Raw genomic sequence first — 21,941 nt, 5'->3', positions numbered from 1 at the left:
TCAAAAGGATGATGAACATATGGAAATCATCTCTTTGGCTCTATTTACAAAAGATGTATCAAAGCTGTTTCATCTGTTATCAAAATTTTTTACCATTAAAAGGGATATATTATGGGGTTTTTAAGGGCTGACTAATTATTTTTAAAATAATTATAAAAACTTACACTAATTTAACATAGTTAAAATGAACTGGCCTTACATTCAAATCAAAAGCCGAAATTTCTGGAACGATAAGGAAGAACTGATGGAAAGAGTAGTGCAATTTGTAAAAAGGAATGATTGACAAACCAATTATCAACAACTTCGAATAATTTTGAATCACATTAATTTTTATATACGAAATAAATTACCCCTTTCCGAAGAAGAAAACTGCACTTTATGCGACACCATAAGCCCCATATTTTACATTAATGAAGATAGATATTACTTAAAGTGCCCCAATTGTCATGGAATATTTATGTCGAAATATTTCCTGCCAAATGATGATATTGAGATTGATCGGTATACCACACACAATAATGATGTGAATGACCCTAGGTATCGAACCTTTGTTTCTCCTATCACTAATGGCATTCTCAAACATTTTGGTGGAATCCACCATGGGTTAGATTTTGGTTCCGGGACGGGGCCGGTGATTACCGTAGTTTTAAGAGAAAAAGGCTACAGCATCGATTCGTATGACCCCTATTTTGATAACCGACCAAAGGTTCTAAAGGAAACCTACCATTATATTGCATGTTGTGAAGTAGTTGAGCACTTCCATGACCCTTCTTTAGAATTTCAAAGATTAAAAAAATTATTGAAACCAAATGGTAAACTCTTCATCATGACGGACCTTTACCATGAAGATATAATCTTCGAAAACTGGTATTACAAAAATGATCCTACTCATGTCTTCTTTTACCAAGAATCTACTTTTGAGTGTATTAAAAAAAAATTTGGGTTTAAATCTGTAGAAATAACAGGAAGATTGATTACTTTTTCTTTGTAGCCTGAATTTAATATTTAAATACTTATGTTGTAAATAAAGAAAAATTAGTGTATATTATGTTACACTTAACTATTTTTCACTCATGGTAAAAAGCTATCAAGGAGCCTTCATCAAAAAAGAATCGAAGCACGAGGAACCACAATGCATTTCGGTATCAGACTATATGGCTACAAATCTCATCACGTTTAACCAGCATCAAACCATTTATGAAGCCATGGATATCCTGATGAAAAAGAAAATTTCGGGTGGACCAGTGGTAGATGAGGATAATAATCTTATTGGGGTAATCTCGGAAGGGGATTGTTTGAAAGAAATAGTCAAAGGGAAATATAACAATTCTCCTAAACTTCCAGGTTTGGTAAAAGATTATATGGCCACCAATATTATTCATATAGAACCAGAAACAAATATTTTTGAGGCTGCCAATATGTTTTTGAGAATGCGCTTCAGAAGATTTCCAGTATTGAAAGAGGGAAAATTAATAGGACAAATCAGCCAGCGAGATATTATGCGTGCCGTTAGAGATACTCAAGAAGTAAATTGGAAGCATTAAAAAAGCCGAAAAAATATTTTTTCGGCTTTCTTTATAACATACAGTGTGAAAAATTATTCTGCTGCTAAAGCTTCCGCACCAGCTGTAATTTCCAATATCTCTGTTGTGATTGCTGCTTGGCGCGTTCTGTTGTAAGTTAATCTTAATTCTTTCAATAAATCACCAGCATTATCAGTTGCCTTATCCATAGCTGTCATTCTAGCTCCGTGTTCGGATGCATTTGAATCTAAAAGTGCTTTAAATAATTGGGTTTTTAAAGACGTTGGAATCAATTCCTTTTCGATATAATCTCTAGATGGCTCGTAAGTATAATCGATATCAGAGCCATTACCCTCTTCCTGTGCTTTAGCAATAGGAAGATACTGTTCTTTATTTAAGATTTGTGTAGCTGCGTTTTTAAACTCATTGTAAATAATCTCTACTTTATCATAAGTTCCATTTTTGAATTCGGACATTACAAATTGAGCAGCTTCACTTACATCGCTAAAATTCAGTCTATTAAATAAATCTATATAATCGTCATTGTAAGACAATTTATTTCTTCTTAAATAATCCGAAGCCTTCTTACCAATTGTCATGAAGTGCAAATTCCCTTGCTCTGCAATTGATTTATATTCTCCTTCCATTAAGCTTTTCACCTTACGAGTTACAGTACTATTAAAAGCACCGCAAAGCCCTTTATCAGAAGTTACCAAAATTAAAAGAACATTTTCTACTGGTCTTTCCTCTGCATATGGATTATTCATTTCTCCACTACCACTTACGTTTTGTAATATAGTCGATAGTTTTTGTGAGTAAGGACGCATCATGGTGATTCTGTCCTGAGCACGTTTCAACTTCGCAGCTGCCACCATTTTCATGGCTTTAGTAATTTGTTGAGTTGAAACAACCGAACTAATCCTATTTTTTACTTCCTTCAGATTTGCCATACAGCCTTATAACTTTTTATACCTTTAATAAAAAAGGAGAAATTAATCTTAAAATGTAGAGAGGAGCTATTAAAAAGCTCCTCTTAATATTAATATTTTGATGCTAAATCGTCAGCTACTTTTTTCACCACTGCGATTAAATCATCACTTATTTTTCCGGCTTTGAATGCATCAAGTGTTTCTCTTTCCTGATTTTCCATCATCATAGAAAATTCTTTCTCAAAGGCACGAACCTTATCAACTGGAACTTTATCTAAAAATCCTTTCGTTGAAGCAATAATGATAGCTACTTGCTGCTCAACAGAAACAGGAGAGTACTGCCCTTGCTTCAAGATTTCCTGATTACGCTTACCTCTTTCGATAATCTTTTTCGTAGCTGGATCTAAGTCAGAACCAAATTTAGAGAAAGCCTCTAATTCACGGAACTGCGCCTGGTCCAATTTCAACGTACCAGAGACTTTTTTCATTGATTTAATCTGAGCATTACCTCCTACACGAGATACAGAAATACCTACGTTAATGGCTGGTCTTATACCAGAGTTAAATAAGTTAGTTTCCAAGAATATCTGACCATCCGTAATTGAAATTACGTTAGTTGGAATATATGCTGAAACGTCACCTGCTTGAGTTTCAATAATTGGAAGTGCTGTTAATGAACCACCACCTTTTACCTTACCTTTTAAAGAAGGAGGTAAGTCATTCATATCTTGAGCAATAGTATCATCATTGATAACTTTTGCAGCCCTCTCCAATAAACGAGAGTGTAAGTAAAATACATCACCAGGATAAGCTTCACGTCCTGGAGGTCTTCTTAATAACAATGACACCTCACGATAAGCAACCGCTTGTTTAGATAAATCATCATAAACAACCAATCCTGGGCGACCTGTATCTCTGAAATACTCACCAATTGCTGCACCTGCGAAAGGAGCAAAGAACTGCAAAGGAGCTGGATCAGCTGCAGAAGCAGAAACAATAGTAGTATAAGCCATGGCTCCAGCTTTTTCTAACTCAGCAACAATTTGTGCTACTGTAGAAGCTTTCTGCCCGATGGCTACATATATACAATAAACTGGCTCGCCAGCATCATAAAATTCTTTCTGGTTGATAATGGCATCAATCGCCACAGCAGTTTTACCTGTCTGACGGTCACCAATAATCAACTCACGCTGACCCCTACCTACAGGAATCATCGCATCAATAGATTTAATACCTGTTTGCAAAGGCTCACTAACAGGCTCACGGAAAATTACACCTGGTGCTTTACGCTCCAAAGGCATATCGAAAAGCTCGCCTTCGATAGGACCTTTTCCATCAATTGGCTGACCTAATGTATCCACAACTCTACCTGCGATACCATCACCCACTTTAATGGAAGCAATTTTTCCTGTTCTTTTTACAGCATCCCCTTCTTTAATTCCTTGGGAACTACCGAACAATACAGCTCCAACGTTATCCTCTTCCAAGTTCAAAACCAATGCTTGTAAGCCATTTTCAAACTCTAACAACTCACCTGATTGTGCTTGTGTTAAGCCGTAAATACGTGCCACACCATCACCAACTTGAAGGACGGTACCAACTTCCTCTAATTCAGCTTCAGTTTTGAAGTTTGAAAGTTGTTCTCTTAATATTGCTGAAACCTCGTCTGGTCTAACCTCTGCCATTATTCTATTATTATAGGTTAATTAATTTTTTAAATCTGCTTGATATATTGATTCTGGGTTAATTCCCTTCTTAAATCATTTAATTTGCTTTGAATAGTTTCATCAATTTGCTTATCACCCACCCGGATTAAAAAGCCACCAATCAAAGACTTATCTATTTTTTCAGTTAATTCTACTTCCTTACCTGAAATTTCTTTTACTATTCTTATGACTTCCGAACGCAAACCTTCATCTATAGGGAATGTAGTGCTTACATCAGCGCTTATAACTCCTTTATGTTCATTATAAAGTTGTTTAAAAACTTTAGCCATTTCTGGTAATACAGATTCTCTACGTTTTCTGGAAACAATTTCGAAAAATAAAGAAGTCATGTCTTGCACTTTACCCTTAAAAACTGCCTTAATGATGGCTACTTTCTTCGAGCTATCCAAAATTGGATTGTTTAGCATAAGAACAAAGTCTCTATTCTCATTACAAACTGAAGAAAAAAGTTCCATATCCGACTTGATTTCTTCCAATTGATTTTTCTCAATTGCAAGATCAATGATAGATTTGGCGTATCGTGATGCTATTCTATATTCTGACATTTGATCAGATTAATTGAGTTTTAAATCTTTCATAAAATCTTCCGCTAAAGCTTTTTGAGCCTTGTCATCAGAAAGATTTTTTCTAACTAATTTCTCTGCTATTTCTAAAGATAGTTGAGCCACTTTAGTGGTAACTTCCTTCAAGGCTGCATTTTTCTCGATTTCAATTGCGCTTTTAGCATCAGCAATGATTTTATCTGCTTGCTTAGCTGCATCTGATTTTGCCTCCTCTTTAATTTTGTTGGCAATATCAGTTGCTTCTTTCAATAGTTTATCTCTTTCCAATCTTGCTTCTTTCAACAACTTTTGATTATCAGCCTGCAATTTGGCCATTTCTTCTTTGGCATTTTCAGCTGACTTTAAGGCATCTGCAATGCTTCCTTCTCTTGCTTTCAAAGCAGAAAGAATCGGTTTCCAAGCAATCGCTCTTAGTAAGAATACTAATATTAGAAATACTAAAGTAGTCCAAAATATTAATCCATAATCAGGAGTAATTAAATCCATTTTTTCTAATGTTTTTTTTAATGACTTAAAATTTAAAAGAAAGCTCAGCACCTAACGTAACTGAGGCTTTCCTTTAATCTTTTGCAGATTAACCCTGCAATAAGGCTACTACTATACCAAAAAGAGCGGCTCCTTCAATTAGGGCTGCTGCAATAATCATTGCACCCTGAATTTTACCTGCTGCTTCTGGCTGTCTTGCGATACCTTCCATCGCAGAGCTACCAATTTTACCGATTCCGTAACCTGCACCTATTACTGCAAGGCCGGCTCCGATTGCTGCTAACGTTCCTGTCATTTTACTTTATATTTAATTAAACATTGAAAATACTTACTATAATTAATGATGCTCATGTTCAGCTACTGCCTGCCCTATAAAAAGAGCTGATAATAATGTAAACACAAAAGCCTGTAGGAATGCAACCAATAGTTCCAATACATTTATGAACAATGCTAAAGGAACGGAAGCAAAACCTGCTAAGGCTGTCTTCATTATAAACACTAAAGAAATTAAACTTAATACCACAATATGACCTGCTGTGATGTTTGCAAATAAACGAACCATCAAAGCGAAAGGCTTAGTAAAAATTGAAATCACTTCTATTGGAGCTAATAATATTTTGATTGGAATTGGCACACCTGGCATCCAAAATATATGTTTCCAATAATCTTTACTCGCACTAAAGTTTGTCACGATAAGTGTCATCAGTGCTAGAGTAAAAGTAAATGATATATTCCCACTTAAGTTTGCACTTCCAGGGAAAAAAGGAACCAGCCCTATTAAATTATTAAGCCAAATGAAAAAGAATACTGTTAATAAGAATGGCATAAAACGCATATATTTCTTATCTCCAATATTAGGAATCGCAATTTCGTCTCTAACAAATATAATTAAAGGTTCAATCAGAGACTGAAGTCCTTTCGGAGCACCTGGTCTCTTTTTATATGCCCTTGCTACAGAACCAAATACTAAAACGATAATGATTGCTGACATTATCATCGAAAATACATTCTTAGTAATAGAGAAATCAAGTGGCTGTTCTCCATGGCCATGCCCATCCTCACCTTCTTCATAAGTTCCGGCATAATAAATCTCATCATGAATTAATTCATAAGAACCTATATCAGTGGTAACAGTTTCTTCTCCATGATGAAACTTGCTAGACAAGAAAACATCAAGTCCATTATCAGTGATTAAAATTACTGGCAAAGGAAGTGAAATGGAATTCTCCCCTTCTCCCATTATATGAAATTCATGCGAATCCGAAATGTGATGCATGATCATTTCAGTAGCGTTAAACTCTCCACTCTCATTTTCTTCTGCTGCACTAGCGATTGAGGCTACCAAAAATAATGATAAGAAAGAAAATAATACTCTTAATGTATAACCCTTCAGGTATTTGTTGTTCATTTTTAACACTTTATGTAATCCCGCTCTAAATCGCGCGCAAGTTAGTTATAATCGTCTTGATTTCAAACACCATATAGACTAAATACATGATAATAAAATTGAAAGCAAATACAAGTCTGTTTTCAAGTCCAGAATATACTAGCAGTAAAACAAAGGACAAGCCCAATAACATTCGGAATGTTATTGCAATCATAAAGATTCCTCCTCTAGTTTCTGGTTTGAACTTAAAAGCAAAGAAGTTCATGATATGAACCACTAGCATTGAAAAAAACAAAAAGCCTGCTGTTAAAATTGCTTTTTGATGAATGTACTTTTCCAAGTTTTCATCATTCAAAAAAAGAAAGATAATGACAAACTGTACGGAAGCTATTAGTATAATTTGTAGAAATGATTTTAACGAATTCAATTAAGCTCCTTAATGATTTGATATAAAGAAATTGCAATTCCTACCAATGATAAACCCATTGTATAATAGGGCTTTTCAGTTTGCTGTAAACTATCAACCCATTGCCCCAATAGAACAAAGGCACCGATTGTTGCCAACATCTGAAAAGCTAATCCTGTAAATTTTAAATAATTTTTATACGGCTTTTGCTTTTTCAATTTTTGGATTTGATTGTCCGTTTGAAGCTTCTTCGCCTATCTTAATGGTTTTATTGGACACTCCCATTTTGCATTCTCCATTAAATGTGGCTCCTGATTCTACAATAAGCTTATTGGTTATAATATCCCCATGCACTACTGCAGAAGGCTTTAGAATCAATAACTCAGTTATTTCAACTATTCCTTTTACCTCTCCCTCTATCTCAGCATTTTGAGATAAAACATTTCCTTCAATGTGTGAAGTATTACCTAAAACCAATTTTGATTTAGTTTTAATATTTCCAATCACCCTTCCATCAATTCTGATGTTTCCGAATGTTTCTAAATCTCCATTAATCGTAGTTCCTTTTCCTATAGTATTGCTAGAACTTGTGATATCTTGTGCCATTTGTATTTTTTCTTGCTTGTTATTAAACATTTCCGTTTCCGTTTCTTAATTGTTAAAAGGTAATAAATTCTTCTGGATCCACCGGATTACCATTATACCATATTTCTAAGTGAACATGAGGTCCTGTAGTTAGTTCCCCAGTATTCCCAATAATGGAGACAACCTCTCCTGCATTTACAAAATTACCAACTTTTTTCAATATTGCCGAATTATGTCGAATTACTGAAATTAAATTAGCTCTATGCTGTATCGCTATAACATAACCTCCATCTAGTGTCCAGGAGGACAATATAACGGTTCCATCCGCGATAGATTTTACAGGTTCATTAGTTTTTGCCACTATATCTATCCCATAGTGGTCTATGCTAAGGTCGTAAGGTGAGCTTACTATACCTTGCAGCGGTGGAAAAAAGAAAATATCCTTCAGCTCTTCAGAATAATTTTTGGTGGAATAACTTGTCAAACTAAAATCTTGCTCTTCAAATTCTTGTCTAATAATAGAGTCTCCAACATTCATTTTCCGAGGATTCATATCTCTATTTAACTCTTCGGTTTTTACTTGACTTGGCTTGCGATAGGTTTCACCTTTAGGAACGTCTCCTTTTAAAATGGTTTGCACATTGGCTATAAATCGGTCTTGAGATCTAAGTCTTGCTTTTAACGAATCCATTTCTACTGTTAAATTCAGTAGTTTTTGATTATATTCCATAGTCGTATGCCGTGGATCAAACCATTGTGACAATAAAGACTGAGATAAATATAATGCCCCCACAAATATTAAAATAAAAGTTAAGAGCGTAATTACTACAACTTTTGCATAAGTGAAGTTGATCGTAGATACTTCAGCTAAGTTTTCTTCGTTTCTTACCACCATTTGATATCGAGTGGTAAGCCAATTGGACATTGTTTTTCTTATTCGCAATTTTGTAATTATTTATTTTATGCAAAAATACATATTATCAACAACTCTCAATACTTTTCTTATATGAATCGCTTAATTTAGTCGTTTCAAATTAAATTGATAAAATCCTACATTAAATATCGACTTTCCTTAATTGGCTTTTTGATGCTTTTAGCCGCATGTTCTCCTGAAAATTCAGGCTTCTTGGGCTATCAATATCATAATATTACTGCCAAATACAATGCATATTTTATCGCAAACGAAAAATTGGAAGAGGTATTATTAGAATTAGAAGAAGCTCACGAAGATAATTTCAATAGAGTATTAAAAGTAAAAGCACCCATCGATACCAATATCGTAAATGCGAATCAAGAAAAGATTGAGGACGTTATTAAGAAAGCATCTATTGCAATTCAGAGACATAAAGTTAGTAAGTGGGTTGATGATAGCTACATATTAGTTGGTATCTCTAGAATGTTAAATCAAGAATTTGAGGAATCAATTGAAACTTTTAAATATGTAAATGTAAATAGTGACCATGAGCCCACTCGCCATTTAGCATTAATTCATCTAATCAAAACTTTCACAGAATACGGTGAGTTAAACAATGCTTTAGCAGTTATCGACTATCTAAATAGGCAAAAATTAACAAAGGCAAACAAAAGAAGACTTTACTTACAAGCGGCAGATTATTATCAAATCACCAACAATCCTAATAATGTTATCAAATATTTAAGTGCCGCAGCAGACATCATGAACAAAGGCCAAGAAAAAGCTAAAATTCACTTTATACTAGGTCAATTATATCAAAAATCTCAATTAGATGCCGTTGCTTATACAAATTATAATGAAGTATTGAATAATCGTCCTCCATATGCTTTGTCATTTTATGCTAGATTAAACATGGCGCAAGTGACAGAATTATCAAAAGGAGAAGACATTAAGAAAATTCGAAAATACTTCGAGCAATTACTCAAAGACGGGAAAAATGATGAATTCAGAGACAAGATTTATTATGAAATGGCTGAATTTGAACTGAAGCAAAATAATATCAGTAAGGCGATTCCTTTCTATAAGTCATCCATAGAGGAAAGTGAAAACAACCCACGGCAAAAGTCTTTCTCTTACCATAAACTAGGTCTTCTTTATTTTGACGAATTAAAAGAATACCGCTTGGCTAAAAACTATTACGACAGTGCTTTTAAAATAATGCCAGAGGATGAAGATATTTATCAAGAAGTGAAAACCAGACAGGCTGTATTATCAGATTTTATTGAGCAAATAGATATTATCCAATCAAATGATTCTCTTATAAATTTATCGAAAATGGATAGCACATCGTTAAATAAGCTATTTATAAAATTACGCGATGAAAAAATTGCAAAGGTGGAAGCGGAGAAGAAGCAGTTAGCTAAAGTAGAAAGAAATAAAAAAGCAAATTCCAAAATTGGAGCTTTTGAACAAGTGCCAACTTTGAAAACGAATACCGCTCCTGGAGGAGGATTCTATTTTTACGATGAAGGAACCGTAGCTCAAGGTAAAAATATTTTTAAACGTACTTGGGGAGATCGCTCATTACAAGATAATTGGAGGACTGAGCGAGGGAAGATTTTTGAAGAAAATGATGTTCTAGAGGAGAAAAAAGTAGCTGAGATTAAAAAGGAAGAAATTAACGAACTCCCTTTGGAAAATAGGATAGCCCAAGAAAGAACTGCATTTTATAATTCAATTCCATTCGAAAAAGAAAAACAAACTGCCTTATTGAGTGAAATGGAAGAAGCCTATTATAAATTAGGTAATATCTACAATTTCGATTTAAAGGAAAAGGAAGATGCTATTGAAACTTATGAAACGCTCTTGGGCAGATTTCCTGATACCGAATACCGAGCAGAAATTCTTTACTTATTATACATTTATCATAATGAAAGAGATAGCGAGAAGGCCAAAAATTACGCTAAAGAAATATTGAAAAGATATCCTAACACGATTTTTGCGAAATTAATTGAAAATCCTAATTATCAAGAGGAAAGTAATTTGGCCAGTGCAAAAGTGAAAGTTATTTATGAAAAAGCTTATCGGCTTTACCAGCGAGATAGCTTTAACTTAGCATTAAAAGAAATTAATCAAGGATTAGAGGAATATCCTGAAAATGATTTCGAAGATAACCTAAAACTACTAGAAGCATTAATATCTGGCGAAATGGATGGAAAAAACACTTATCGATATAAACTTCAAAGTTTTCTGGAAGACTATCCTGAAAGTGAATTACATGAATTTGGAAAAAAATTATTGGCGGCTATTGACCAATTCGAGAAAAAACAACAACTAAAAGATAAAATAAAATATATCCCATTCTTTGAACAAGCTCATTATTTTGTAGTGGTCTATGAACAAAACAAAGCATTATCAGGTATTTTGCCTGATGAGATTGAAAACTTTGCTGCAAAATTTTTCCCAGAAGAAAATTTAAATGCAGGTAATCTTGTTTTCAATGATGAATATTCAATGATATTGCTTAGTGAGTTTGGAGATAAAAAAACGGCTGAATCTTTTTATAAAAAATTTAATAGTGATTTATCTCCATTAAAAAACTTTAGCAGTTTAAATTTTAGTAATTTTATAATTTCTAAAGACAATTTTCAGATTTTTTATCAGGCAAAAATGGTGGATAGTTACATGGAGTTTTTCAATAAGAATTACCAATTAACACCCTAATAATTTAATCTAGTACATCTTTTATTGATTGAAGTAAATTAAGCATGAAAAATTCAAAATATTTTAAAGCCATTGTGGCGATTTGGTCAATATTTATACTAAGTATAATTGGCTTTTCATTATTCATTTATAGCATCAGCATTAATTTCAATGGCTGGTATGGTGAACTACCTGGCTTAAAATCACTAGAAAACCCAAAAAGTGACTTATCATCAATCCTGTATTTTGCAGATAATAAGGAGATGGGTAAATATTACCGTTATAACAGAAGTCAAGTAACCTTTGATGAATTATCTCCAAATGTTGTCAATGCATTAATCGCAACTGAAGATATTCGATATACAGAACATTCTGGTATTGATTTATATGGCCTAGGCAGAGTTTTCTTTAAATCCATTTTAATGTTTAATAAAAGTGCTGGAGGAGGAAGTACCATATCACAACAGCTAGCCAAAATATTATTTAGAACTAGAAGTGATTTATCCAATGGTAGTTTAAATGATGTTCCTGTACTGGGTTTGGTCATTGCAAAAATGAAAGAATGGATAGTAGCCGTAAAGCTGGAGCGTTCCTACACAAAAAAAGAAATTATTGCGATGTATCTTAATACTTTTGAATTTGGGAGTAATGCATTTGGAATAAAAACAGCTTCTCAAACTTTTTTTAATACAACCCCAGACAAACTTACAATTCCTGAAGCAGCAGTTTTAGTAGGGCTTTGTAAAAATCCAAACTTGTATAGCCCTGTTTATGAGCCTGAAAATGCTTTTGGAAGGAGAAATACTGTATTAAGTCAAATGAATAAGTATGGTTACATTAATGACCAGCAATATGACTCACTATCCAGTAAGCCTATTGAATTAGACTATGATGTAATCAATCATAATGATGGATTAGCTACCTATTTCAGAAGTGTTATTCTATGGGATCTTCTGGCCTGGTCAAAAGAAAATGGATATGATTTATATGAAGATGGCTTAAGAATTTATACAACCATAGATAGCAGAATGCAAAAATATGCAGAAGAAGCTGTAAAAGAACATATGACTTTTCAACAAAAACTTTTTGATGAGCATTGGGAAGGAAAAGCTCCTTGGAGAGATGAATCTGGCAGAGTGATTGAAGACTTTATAGAAAATCAGGCGCGCAGAACAAAGGCTTATGATTATTGGGAAAATCAATTCGGAGATGATGAGGAAAAGATTTTTGAAAAAATGAGAGAACCCAAACCAATGACTGTATTTAGTTGGGAAGGTGAAATAGATACCGTTTTAAGCACTATGGATTCTATTAGATATTATAAACATTTTCTTCATGCTGGTTTTATGGCTATGAATCCTAATAATGGCCATATAAAAGCTTGGGTAGGAGGTATAAACCATAAATATTTCAAGTATGATCATGTTAAGCAGGGTCGCAGACAACCAGGCTCCACATTCAAACCTTTAGTTTATGCCGCTGCAATTGATAATGGATACTCACCTTGCTATCAAATTCAAGACGTGCCAGTTACATTTGAAGTACCTGGTGATCCTCCAACCTGGACTCCTTCCAATTCAAGTGGGAAATTCACTGGAGAAACTATGACACTTAGAGAAGCCATGGCGCGCTCTTTAAATTCAGGAACAGCCTACGTGATGAGTAAAATAGGCCCGCAAATGGTAGTCGACTATGCAAGAAGATTAGGAATTGAAAGCCCATTAGCTGCAGTTCCTTCATTATGTTTAGGGACTTCAGATGTATCAATTTATGAGTTAATCGGAGCTTACAGCACTTTCGTTAATGATGGATTCTATAATAAACCATTTTACATAGACAGAATTGAAGATAAAAATGGCAGGGTGCTACAGCAATTTGTACCAAAAACTAAAGAGGCATTAAGTTCAGAAACTGCCTATGTCATGCTACATATGCTAAAAGGCTCAACTGAAATAGAAGGAGGAACTGCATTAGGATTAGATAAAGAATTAAGAACAGACAATGAAATAGGAGCTAAAACAGGAACCACTCAAAATTATTCTGATGGTTGGTTTGTAGGAATAACAAAAGATTTAGCTGCAGGTGTTTGGGTTGGTGGAGATGATAGAAGCATACATTTCCGAAATATAGGGCTTGGCCAAGGTGCTAGAATGGCAATGCCTATCTGGGAAATTTTCATGAAAAAGGTTTATGCAGATGAAGAACTAGCCGTTTCGAAAGGAGAATTCCAAAAACCTTCCAATTTGTCTATAGAGATTGATTGTCAGGATTACAAAATGCAGCAAAATAATGTAATGGACTCAACAGAACAAATCCAGAAAATGGATGTTGACGGCATACAATAAATTAGTCTAAAATGTATGATGCTGTATTTTTAAATACTCATGAAATTAGTGAATTACCCAAATTACCGGGTGTTTATAAGTTTCACAATTCAGACGGCAAAATAATCTATGTTGGAAAGGCCAAAAACCTTAAAAATCGAGTTACAAGTTATTTTAATAAATCAACTACACACAACCGAAAAACTATTCGGCTAGTAAGAGAGATAGAGAAGATTGAAATTTCCATTGTTAATTCAGAATTTGATGCACTATTATTGGAAAACTCGTTAATAAAAGAGTTACAACCAAAGTACAATATCCTTTTAAAAGATGATAAATCATTTCCTTATTTATGCATCACGAATGAGCCATTTCCAAGAATAATTTCTACCAGAAGGCGAACAAATAGAAATGGTACATATTTTGGTCCTTTTGCAAGTGTTAGAGCGATGAACAACGTATTGGAATTAATACGAAAATTATATACAATTCGAACTTGTAAATTAAATCTGATTGACCAGAATATAAAGGCAGGAAAATTCAAAGTTTGCCTTGAATATCATATTGGAAACTGTAAAGGACCCTGTGAAGGATTACAAAATCATGACAATTATCAAAATGATATAAATCAGGCCGCTGAAATATTGAAAGGAAATCTAAATATTCCTAAGCAATACTTTAAAGAAAAAATGCAAATAGCTGCGGAAAATTTAGATTTTGAAAAAGCTCAAAATCTAAAAGAAAAATTCCTACTCTTGGAAAAATTTCAAACAAAATCTTTAGTAGTTAATCCTAAATTAACAGACCTTGATGTTTGTACAATTATTTCAGAAGAAAAACATGCGTTTGTAAATTACATGCGGATTAAAAACGGAAGCATAAACGTCACCAAAACCATAGAACTTAAGAAAAAGCTAGATGAGAGTGACCAAGAGTTGATGATTTTGGCTTTAATTGATTTGAGAAAACTATATGAAAGTAAAACCAATGAAATATTAACAAATATCGAAATTGATAACCTTCCTGAAAGCTTCCATTTTATAAAACCTCAAATAGGAGATAAAAAGAAATTAGTGGAAATGAGCTTGAAGAACGCTCTATACTTCAAAAAAGAGAAACTAAATCAAAATGAATCCTCCAAAATAAAAGAATTAAGAGTATTAAAACAATTACAGGAAGATTTGAGGCTAAAAGAGCTACCAATCAAAATAGAATGCTTTGATAACTCTAATATGCAAGGTACAAATCCTACAGCCTCTATGGTTCATTTTAAAAATGGTAGACCTCAGAAGAGCGAGTACAGACATTATCATGTAAAAACGGTGATTGGTCCAGATGATTTTGCCTCTATGACTGAGATTGTTGGAAGGCGCTATAAGAGATTACTTGATGAAAATGCAAGTCTGCCTAATCTTATCGTTATTGATGGTGGAAAAGGACAATTAAGTTCGGCTGTGAAAGCACTTCATGAACTTAATCTATATGGAAAAATCCCTATCATCGGAATAGCTAAAAGGTTAGAAGAAATTTATTTCCCAGATGATTCTTATCCTATCCACATTAGTAAAAAAAGCGAATCATTAAAATTACTCCAACGGTTAAGAGACGAAGCGCATAGATTTGCCATAACTTTTCATAGAGATGTGAGAAGTAAAAATAGCTTTAAATCAGAATTAGAAGAAATAGCAGGAGTAGGGGAAAAGACAATTAATGATTTATTGAAATACTTTAAATCCTTAAGAAAAATTAAAGAAGCCACTTTCGAGGAACTAGCCAAAGTAGTTGGTTATAATAAAGCAGAATTAGTAATGACTTATTTCAAACAAAAAAAGGAAAGCTAAACCTTCCTTTCTTTGTTTAAAATATTTTTAAGATGATTAAAAGAATATTAATAAGACCACAATTCATGTTCTTTTTCCATCAATTCATACTCCATTTGCTGTGATTGAATAATACCCATTCTAGCATTATTATCATAAATATCAAGTATGGTTAATCCATCAGGATTGGAAACCCTTGTAATTCTAGCATCGAATAACCTTAAGGCAAAAGCATCAGCTAAGTTTTTATGTTCAGCAGTATTCTGACGATTAAACCATATCATTTGTTCTGGATTACTTCTAAACAAATCAATTAGATCTTTATATTTAAAAACTCCAACTGTCCGTTCAATACCTCCAGGAATTAAATCACCTGGGATAATTAATCGAATTGATTGTATATCCCACACTAATACTGACCTTTTTTTATCAAAAATCATGTCTTCCATAATTTCCAACGTACTGATTTCACTAACTCTAAATTGAGTTAAAGAAGGATCAGATTCAGTAGCTGTCCCACTATCTTCATTTTCAGTTGCATTAGAATTGCCAGTATCACCCCAACCGTCATTTCCTCCACTAGTATCGCCCCATCCATCATCACTAGTATCGCCCCAACCATCATCAGCACCTCCGCCCATATCCAAATCTTGTAAACGAGGATTCTCTAAGTTTTCTAAAAACTCTTCTTTTGTCATTCTATTCACCAAAGAATCACCTTTGTAAATAGGTAGAATGCCTGCTTTTGCTGCATTAACTATATGCTTAGAAATTTCATTGCCTTTGGCAAAAAATGGTTGATTTTGTTTTTCTTTAAGAGCCATTCTTCTCCATACTCTCATCTTAAACATGATATCGTCTTCATGGATTGGATGCACAGAATTGGGATTATAGCCATTATTGGAGGATTCTTGAGCAATTGCAATATTACTCCAAGAAGCCAAGGCCAAAACAAAAAATATTAACACAAACTTTTTCATAACCTATTTTTTTTAATTTCTAATTAAGATTTACCGAAATTGTTTGCTCACCCATAGCAACTTCTTCAGTATTTCCTCTAAAATTTCTTCTTAATACCTGATCAATTGTAACCACTAACCTATCTCCAGGTCTTGCATTAGATAACAATTCTGATACATTTACAGTTTCACTTGTTGCTCTTATTGGCTGACCTACAGCCCTTTGACCTCTGGCCAAAGTAATAGTCCATCTTGTTATTTTATATTGAGCATCTTTAGGGAGCTGTGCTAGAAAATTTTCATCAGGTATAGCATCTGCTCGTAAAACTCTTAAACTATTCGCATCCTCTCCTTGCTTCAAATTCACTGGTTTAGAACCATTAAATATTTGAATATCCGGTCTAGGAATCTTCTTTACACCAAATTCTTTGGTTCCGATTCTATTACCATTTGAGTTTACTACTAAAGTAACTTTTGGGGCATTTGGTATAATTGTAACTCTACCTCTTGCTTGACCTGCAATAGTTGTTGCTCCTGTAGCAGAAAAAGAAGGATTATAAGAAGTACCTAATGCCGGTACTAACACATCTAATTCATTCCCACAATTAAGATAAAGTGAACTTAAAGCAGCAGATTGAACTTGGATAACAGGTTGCGCAACAAAATATTCTATTTCCTGTCTGTAAACACTGTCTTTAAGTTTCGCAGTTGCCTCATAAGTTTTCCTAGCAGTTCCTTCTGGCCCATATGCACTAGCTGGCGTAACCGTAAATTCAATTTTTCCAGAACCATTTACAACTGTTAGCTCATTACCATTAAATGTCATTTCTGGATCTTCTGCTGTAGAAGATGCTGCTACAATCAAATCAGCTTTGTATTTTGCACCTGCCGCAACCACTTTAGATTCAGGCAATGCTACTAATTGTATTCTGTCAAATTTCAGATCTCCAGCTCCCACTCTTCTTGCTAACACATCAAGAGCTTTTGCTTCATAAGCCATTACTTTATTTTGATAGTCACTCATTGTGGCCAAGGCTGCTGGTGTTGGAGCTCCCATAAATTCTAAAGTAGCCCAATCTTTTCCTTTTTGATTTGGATTATTTTGGAATCGTGGATTTTCATCCGCATCTAAGGCAAGAGGAGGGAATTTAGCAGCTGAATCAGCAACAGTTTCATCCATAAATTGAGCGTATTCATTTAATGATTTTTGAAGTTTAATACCATTGTTTTTGTTCTCTGGCATCATGTAGTCCCCAACTTTATCATAGTCAGTTTTACCTTCTAATTCACCTTCTTCGCTGTAACCACCAGTAATTTCAATGAAAGTCTCTTTATATGACTTCAATTCATCCACCATAGCACGAGTCTTCTCACGAATTTGTTGGGCTTTATTTAATATTTTAACATCATCTGGTCGTCTCCCAGATTCTTCAACAGCATTTTCAATTCTGCGTAAAGTATTACCGTTTTGTTCTCTTGCAGCGTCAACAGAGACTTCAAGTGAATTATTTATGTCGATGAATTTGTCGAGTACCGTAACTGATACGTTAAGCGCCAAAAGGGCAGTCAGTACCAAGTACATCATGCCAATCATCTTCTGTCTTGGGGTTTCTTTTCCTCCAGCCATAGATATTAATTTTTAAGCTTTTATATACAAATTAACCTTTCATTGCAGAAAGCATATTTCCATATACCTTATTTAACTGAGAAAGATTAGTTGTCAGGTTTTTAACTTCAGTTTGGAATTGAGCAGTATCTTTACTCGCTTCTGTCATACTGTCTAAAGCAGTTGCTAAATTCTTATAAAATTTATTCATTGCTTTAACATGATTTTGAGAATCTTGCAATTCCATTTCATAAACTTGATTTAATGCAGTCAAGTTTTTTGTTACAGCTTGCACCTGTGAGTGGTAAGATTTAGCATCAACCGAAGCGTTTGACATTTCTGACATAGCTTTTACAGTTGAGTCATAAGATTTATTCATCTCTAATAATGACTTACTCGCTTGTTTCACATTCTGAGCATAATCATTAGTAGCTACTGCTGCATTGCTTAAGTTAGACATTTGTTTAGCCGAGTCAGCCATACTTTTCATTCCTTCACCTAGGCTTTTAATTAATTCAGGACCCACTTTACCTTCTTCTAACACTTTATCTAATTGTTGTGCAGTAGATCCAGCATTTTTAGATATTTGCTTATTAGATGCTTTGGCATCTAAATCTTGATAAGAATCATTGTCATCAAAGTCACCAGCTAATTCAGGGTAAACTTTACTCCAGTCAACTTCTTTATGTTGAGGTTCAAAAGCACTTAATAAAAATATTAAAGCCTCTACTCCAAGACCTATACCAAGCATGGCACCTGCACCTGGTAAGTGAAGAATCTTAAATAATGCGCCAACAATTACAACTGCTGCACCAATACCATATACCTTTGGCATGATGGTTTTAAATAGTAACTCCTGAAATCCGCCTTTTTTATTACTCATGTTTGTAGTTTTAAATGGTTAATGTCCTAAATATTGTTCTATTTTTTTAAAAAGTCAATTAAAATTCTGCTCCAGATGATCTTCCTAGATAAGTCATCGCACATCTGAAACCAATATATGCTCTTGTTGAATCTTTATGTTCGAATGACCTGGTACCAGTTTCTAAATAATAAGCTATATCTTTCCATGATCCGCCTCTTACCACTTTTCTGGGCTCACTATCATCATAGAATGTTGGATTTAAATCCCATACTAATGGAACTGAAGCAGGATTGAATGCATCTTCACACCATTCAGAAACGTTTCCTGACATATCAAATAAACCAAAATCATTTGGAAAATATGACATTACTTGAGCTGAGTAGGCATTACCATCATCAAAATAATTCCCTCTTCCAGGCTTAAAGTTCGCTAACATACACCCTTTTGCGTTTCTTATGTAAGGGTTTCCCCAAGGATATTTCGCCATATCTCTTCCGCCTCTTGCAGCATATTCCCATTCAGCTTCTGAAGGTAATCTGAATGCAGGCATTGAGAATTCTCCCATAGACTCACGATATGCATTGAGATAATCTGTTCTCCATTGTGAGAATACCTTTGCTGCTTCCCAATCAACACCCACAACTGGATAATCATCGAAAGCAGGGTGCATATAATAATATGCTTGCATTGGATCTCCATGATGATTGGTGAAATCTTTCATCCAAACTGTTGTGTCAGGATAAATTTCAGTCATAATATAATCTCTACCTAATGTAGAAGCGGAATCTTCCATCATTCTTGTTATAAACTGACGATACTCATTATTAGTAATTTCAGTTTCGTCCATGTAGAAGCCACCAATAGTAACCTGGCGGTTAAAATTTATTTGACTAGCAGCAATATCTTCATCTGCCTGACCCATGTGAAAAGTTCCTGCTGGAACTGCTCTCATACCATAAGGAGTGGCCATATACCATCCTTCTCTACCAGCAACACCTACCAAATTGCCTCCATCGCCTGAACCTCCTCCAAAAAGACCACAGCCTTCAAGAAAAAGAGTTGCAACAAACACAATTGATAGGGTTAATTTTTTCAAAACACCTTTATTATTCATAACACCTATTTGTTTCTAACTTAACGCTAATATATTGTTAATTCTTAAATTTATCTTTTACACCTAAATAAATTAACCTCTAACTGTAAGGTTTTATTGTATTTTAAATAATTTTTAGAAATATCTTCACAATTTTGATAAAAAAGATCTATTTCGCAAACATTTTACGATTAATGTCTAAATCTAGGCGTTCGCACTACCTTTTTACCCGATGTAGATATTGCAGGAAGTCTATAACTCAGCATAACTTCATGGGAGGTTGCACTTTTTGCACTTTGAGCTACAAATGTATAATCAAACGCATAACCAAATTTTAATGTATTTTCCTTGAAGAAGCTATATCCTAACATAACAATTGCGGCTTCTTGCTGTCTGAAGGAAAGCCCACCCCATATCTTCTCTTTATAGGTCGCTACAGCTGAAACATCAAATGTGTAGGAAGTGAATTCAGTAGTTCTAACCAAGAAACTTGGAGTTAAAGTAACATCGTAATTGACCGGAAACGTGTAACCTGCAGTTACCAAAAAATCTTTAGGATAAGCATTTCGAATTGCATCTGAACCAAAACCGAATTCAGCTTCAATCAAATGATTAAAAGCCGCCCCAACATAGAAGTCTTTATGTTGAAAATTTACTCCTAAAGAAAAGTCAGGTCTAACTTGAGTGGCTTGGAGATTTTCAATTTCTGGGTCCGGGTCAATGTAGATATAATTATCTTTATTGATGTTTTGTGTAATAATTCCACCTCTAAAACCAATACTTATTTTTGAATCTTTAATTCCTAGATGATAAGCACCTGATGCTTGAATCTGTATATAGTTTAATTGATTTACTATGTTTTCATTCAGTACGTAAAAACCGAATCCACTATTATACCTCATAATAGGAGAGGTTAAGGATATAAGCTGCGAATTGATTCCGCCAACAGATCCATTAGTTGGCGCATAACCAGCCCATTGTGTTCTGTGCATCGCTGTTAGTTGAGTATAACCTTCCACCCCAGAATATGCCGGGTTATTGAATAAGTTATTAAACATATAATGAGAGAACTGCGCATCTTGACCATAAGCCGAATTTACGACCGTAGAAATGAAGACAAAGCTCAATATTTGTACTAATTTTTTCATATCCTCGACACTTTAGAAGGATAAATATAATAAAAATAACTTTTGTTCAAGCTTTTATGTAATTAATTTAAAGTTATTATAGAATAATATATATTTAAGTAACTAAATATCAATCACTTAAGCCCATTAGCTTTTTTTATATAAAGTTCTAATGCTCCTGTCATTGAAGGAGCGTTTGGCATAGGTGCCTCTATATCTATAATCAAGCCCGCATCCCTTGCTGCCTGAGCAGTTGTGGGACCAAATACTGCAATTCTTGTTTTATTCTGTTTGAACTTAGGGAAATTCACAAGTAGTGAATTAATACCCGATGGACTAAAGAACGCTAAAATATCATAGGTAATATTTTCTAAATCAGATAAATCTGCTGCTACCGTTTTATAAATGATAGCTTCAGTAAAATTATAGCCATTCTTTGTCATGAAAGAAGGAATATCATCTTTTCTGATATTAGAACACGGGAACAAATACTTTTCGTTCTTATGTTTTTTAATTACATTTAAAATATCTTGAGCAGTTCTCTCACCAACAAAAACTTTTCGTTTTCGAACCACTATATATTTTTGCAAATAATTAGCTGTTTGTTCTGAAATACAAAAATATTTCATTTCAGGTGGCATTTCCACTTTACTATCCTTACAAATTCTAAAGAAGTGATCTACCGCATTTCTACTAGTAAAAATTACTGCCGTATGCTTTAATATATCAATTTTCTGCTTCCTAAATTCTTTAGAATCAATAGGATCAACTTTGATGAATTGCCTAAAATCAATTTTGATTTTGTATTTATCCGCCAATTTATGGTACGGAGAATTTGAAATATCTGCCGGCTCAGGTTGTGAAACCATGATACTTTTTACCGGATAAAATCGGTCTTTTACAGTTGTTGACATATTAATCGGTC

At 34.0% G+C, this 21,941-nt stretch carries 20 protein-coding genes; 5 read left to right on the top strand and 15 right to left on the bottom strand.

Annotated features, from left to right (window positions below):
* The first annotated feature begins 457 nt into the window (after positions 1–457).
* Both VFM92_RS14730 and VFM92_RS14725 read left to right on the top strand, forming a co-directional pair.
* The gene (locus tag VFM92_RS14730; RefSeq protein ID WP_325122994.1) at positions 458–991 is read left to right on the top strand and encodes a class I SAM-dependent methyltransferase; all 534 of its coding nucleotides are present in this window, start codon (positions 458–460) and stop codon (positions 989–991) included.
* Positions 992–1,073: 82 nt separating this feature from the next.
* Positions 1,074–1,544, top strand: coding sequence for a CBS domain-containing protein (locus VFM92_RS14725; protein ID WP_325122993.1), 471 nt, complete (start codon positions 1,074–1,076; stop codon positions 1,542–1,544).
* Between the two features lie 53 nt (positions 1,545–1,597).
* Here the strand turns inward: VFM92_RS14725 and atpG are convergent, their stop codons facing one another.
* The 9 genes from atpG to VFM92_RS14680 form a co-directional block, all read right to left on the bottom strand.
* Positions 1,598–2,473 carry an ATP synthase F1 subunit gamma gene (atpG, locus tag VFM92_RS14720; RefSeq protein ID WP_325122992.1) on the bottom strand — a complete coding sequence of 292 codons (876 nt, stop codon included), beginning with the start codon at positions 2,471–2,473 and terminating at the stop codon, positions 1,598–1,600.
* A gap of 89 nt (positions 2,474–2,562) precedes the next feature.
* Positions 2,563–4,137, bottom strand: a complete 1,575-nt coding sequence (gene atpA, locus VFM92_RS14715) for a F0F1 ATP synthase subunit alpha (protein ID WP_325122991.1) — start codon at positions 4,135–4,137, stop codon at positions 2,563–2,565.
* Positions 4,138–4,166: 29 nt separating this feature from the next.
* Positions 4,167–4,724 (bottom strand): ATP synthase F1 subunit delta, encoded by a 558-nt coding sequence (gene atpH, locus VFM92_RS14710; protein WP_325122990.1) that lies wholly within the window; start codon positions 4,722–4,724, stop codon positions 4,167–4,169.
* Positions 4,725–4,733: 9 nt separating this feature from the next.
* Positions 4,734–5,228, bottom strand: coding sequence for a F0F1 ATP synthase subunit B (locus tag VFM92_RS14705; RefSeq protein WP_325122989.1), 495 nt, complete (start codon positions 5,226–5,228; stop codon positions 4,734–4,736).
* Between the two features lie 88 nt (positions 5,229–5,316).
* The gene (gene atpE / locus VFM92_RS14700; protein ID WP_325122988.1) at positions 5,317–5,523 is read right to left on the bottom strand and encodes an ATP synthase F0 subunit C; all 207 of its coding nucleotides are present in this window, start codon (positions 5,521–5,523) and stop codon (positions 5,317–5,319) included.
* A gap of 42 nt (positions 5,524–5,565) precedes the next feature.
* Entirely contained in the window at positions 5,566–6,636 is a 1,071-nt protein-coding gene (gene atpB, locus VFM92_RS14695; protein ID WP_325122987.1) for a F0F1 ATP synthase subunit A, read from the bottom strand.
* 402 nt (positions 6,637–7,038) lie between these two features.
* Entirely contained in the window at positions 7,039–7,239 is a 201-nt protein-coding gene (locus VFM92_RS14690) for an AtpZ/AtpI family protein (protein WP_325122986.1), read from the bottom strand.
* Complete coding sequence (locus VFM92_RS14685; RefSeq protein WP_414675581.1) at positions 7,217–7,627, bottom strand: bactofilin family protein; 411 nt, start codon at positions 7,625–7,627, stop codon at positions 7,217–7,219. The genes VFM92_RS14690 and VFM92_RS14685 overlap by 23 nt, the downstream gene beginning before the upstream one ends.
* Before the next feature lie 52 nt (positions 7,628–7,679).
* Positions 7,680–8,531: a M23 family metallopeptidase gene (locus VFM92_RS14680; RefSeq protein ID WP_325122984.1), complete on the bottom strand. Its 852-nt coding sequence runs from the start codon at positions 8,529–8,531 to the stop codon at positions 7,680–7,682.
* 162 nt (positions 8,532–8,693) lie between these two features.
* On the opposite strand from VFM92_RS14680, the gene VFM92_RS14675 reads away from it, so the two are divergent.
* From VFM92_RS14675 to uvrC, 3 genes are read left to right on the top strand one after another with little or no spacing between them, the layout of a single operon-like run.
* Positions 8,694–11,243 (top strand): tetratricopeptide repeat protein, encoded by a 2,550-nt coding sequence (locus VFM92_RS14675; RefSeq protein WP_325122983.1) that lies wholly within the window; start codon positions 8,694–8,696, stop codon positions 11,241–11,243.
* 44 nt (positions 11,244–11,287) lie between these two features.
* Positions 11,288–13,567, top strand: coding sequence for a penicillin-binding protein 1A (locus tag VFM92_RS14670; RefSeq protein WP_325122982.1), 2,280 nt, complete (start codon positions 11,288–11,290; stop codon positions 13,565–13,567).
* Between the two features lie 11 nt (positions 13,568–13,578).
* The gene (gene uvrC / locus VFM92_RS14665; protein ID WP_325122981.1) at positions 13,579–15,387 is read left to right on the top strand and encodes an excinuclease ABC subunit UvrC; all 1,809 of its coding nucleotides are present in this window, start codon (positions 13,579–13,581) and stop codon (positions 15,385–15,387) included.
* Between the two features lie 47 nt (positions 15,388–15,434).
* Here the strand turns inward: uvrC and gldN are convergent, their stop codons facing one another.
* The 6 genes from gldN to VFM92_RS14635 all read right to left on the bottom strand — a co-directional run bounded on the left by gldN (position 15,435) and on the right by VFM92_RS14635 (position 21,930).
* Positions 15,435–16,346 (bottom strand): gliding motility protein GldN, encoded by a 912-nt coding sequence (gldN, locus tag VFM92_RS14660; protein ID WP_325122980.1) that lies wholly within the window; start codon positions 16,344–16,346, stop codon positions 15,435–15,437.
* Positions 16,347–16,365: 19 nt separating this feature from the next.
* Positions 16,366–17,952 (bottom strand): gliding motility protein GldM, encoded by a 1,587-nt coding sequence (gene gldM / locus VFM92_RS14655; RefSeq protein WP_325122979.1) that lies wholly within the window; start codon positions 17,950–17,952, stop codon positions 16,366–16,368.
* Positions 17,953–17,983: 31 nt separating this feature from the next.
* Entirely contained in the window at positions 17,984–18,814 is an 831-nt protein-coding gene (gene gldL / locus VFM92_RS14650) for a gliding motility protein GldL (RefSeq protein ID WP_325122978.1), read from the bottom strand.
* Positions 18,815–18,872: 58 nt separating this feature from the next.
* Positions 18,873–19,910 (bottom strand): SUMF1/EgtB/PvdO family nonheme iron enzyme, encoded by a 1,038-nt coding sequence (locus VFM92_RS14645; protein ID WP_325122977.1) that lies wholly within the window; start codon positions 19,908–19,910, stop codon positions 18,873–18,875.
* Positions 19,911–20,080: 170 nt separating this feature from the next.
* Positions 20,081–21,037 (bottom strand): type IX secretion system membrane protein PorP/SprF, encoded by a 957-nt coding sequence (locus VFM92_RS14640; protein ID WP_325122976.1) that lies wholly within the window; start codon positions 21,035–21,037, stop codon positions 20,081–20,083.
* Positions 21,038–21,150: 113 nt separating this feature from the next.
* Positions 21,151–21,930 (bottom strand): uroporphyrinogen-III synthase, encoded by a 780-nt coding sequence (locus tag VFM92_RS14635; protein ID WP_325122975.1) that lies wholly within the window; start codon positions 21,928–21,930, stop codon positions 21,151–21,153.
* Between the last annotated feature and the right edge of the window lie 11 nt (positions 21,931–21,941).

Source organism: Marivirga sp. (assembly GCF_035704835.1).
Lineage (GTDB): Bacteria > Bacteroidota > Bacteroidia > Cytophagales > Cyclobacteriaceae > Marivirga.
Note: the sequence above shows the minus strand (reverse complement) of the source record. Positions and strands in the feature narration are given on the sequence as shown.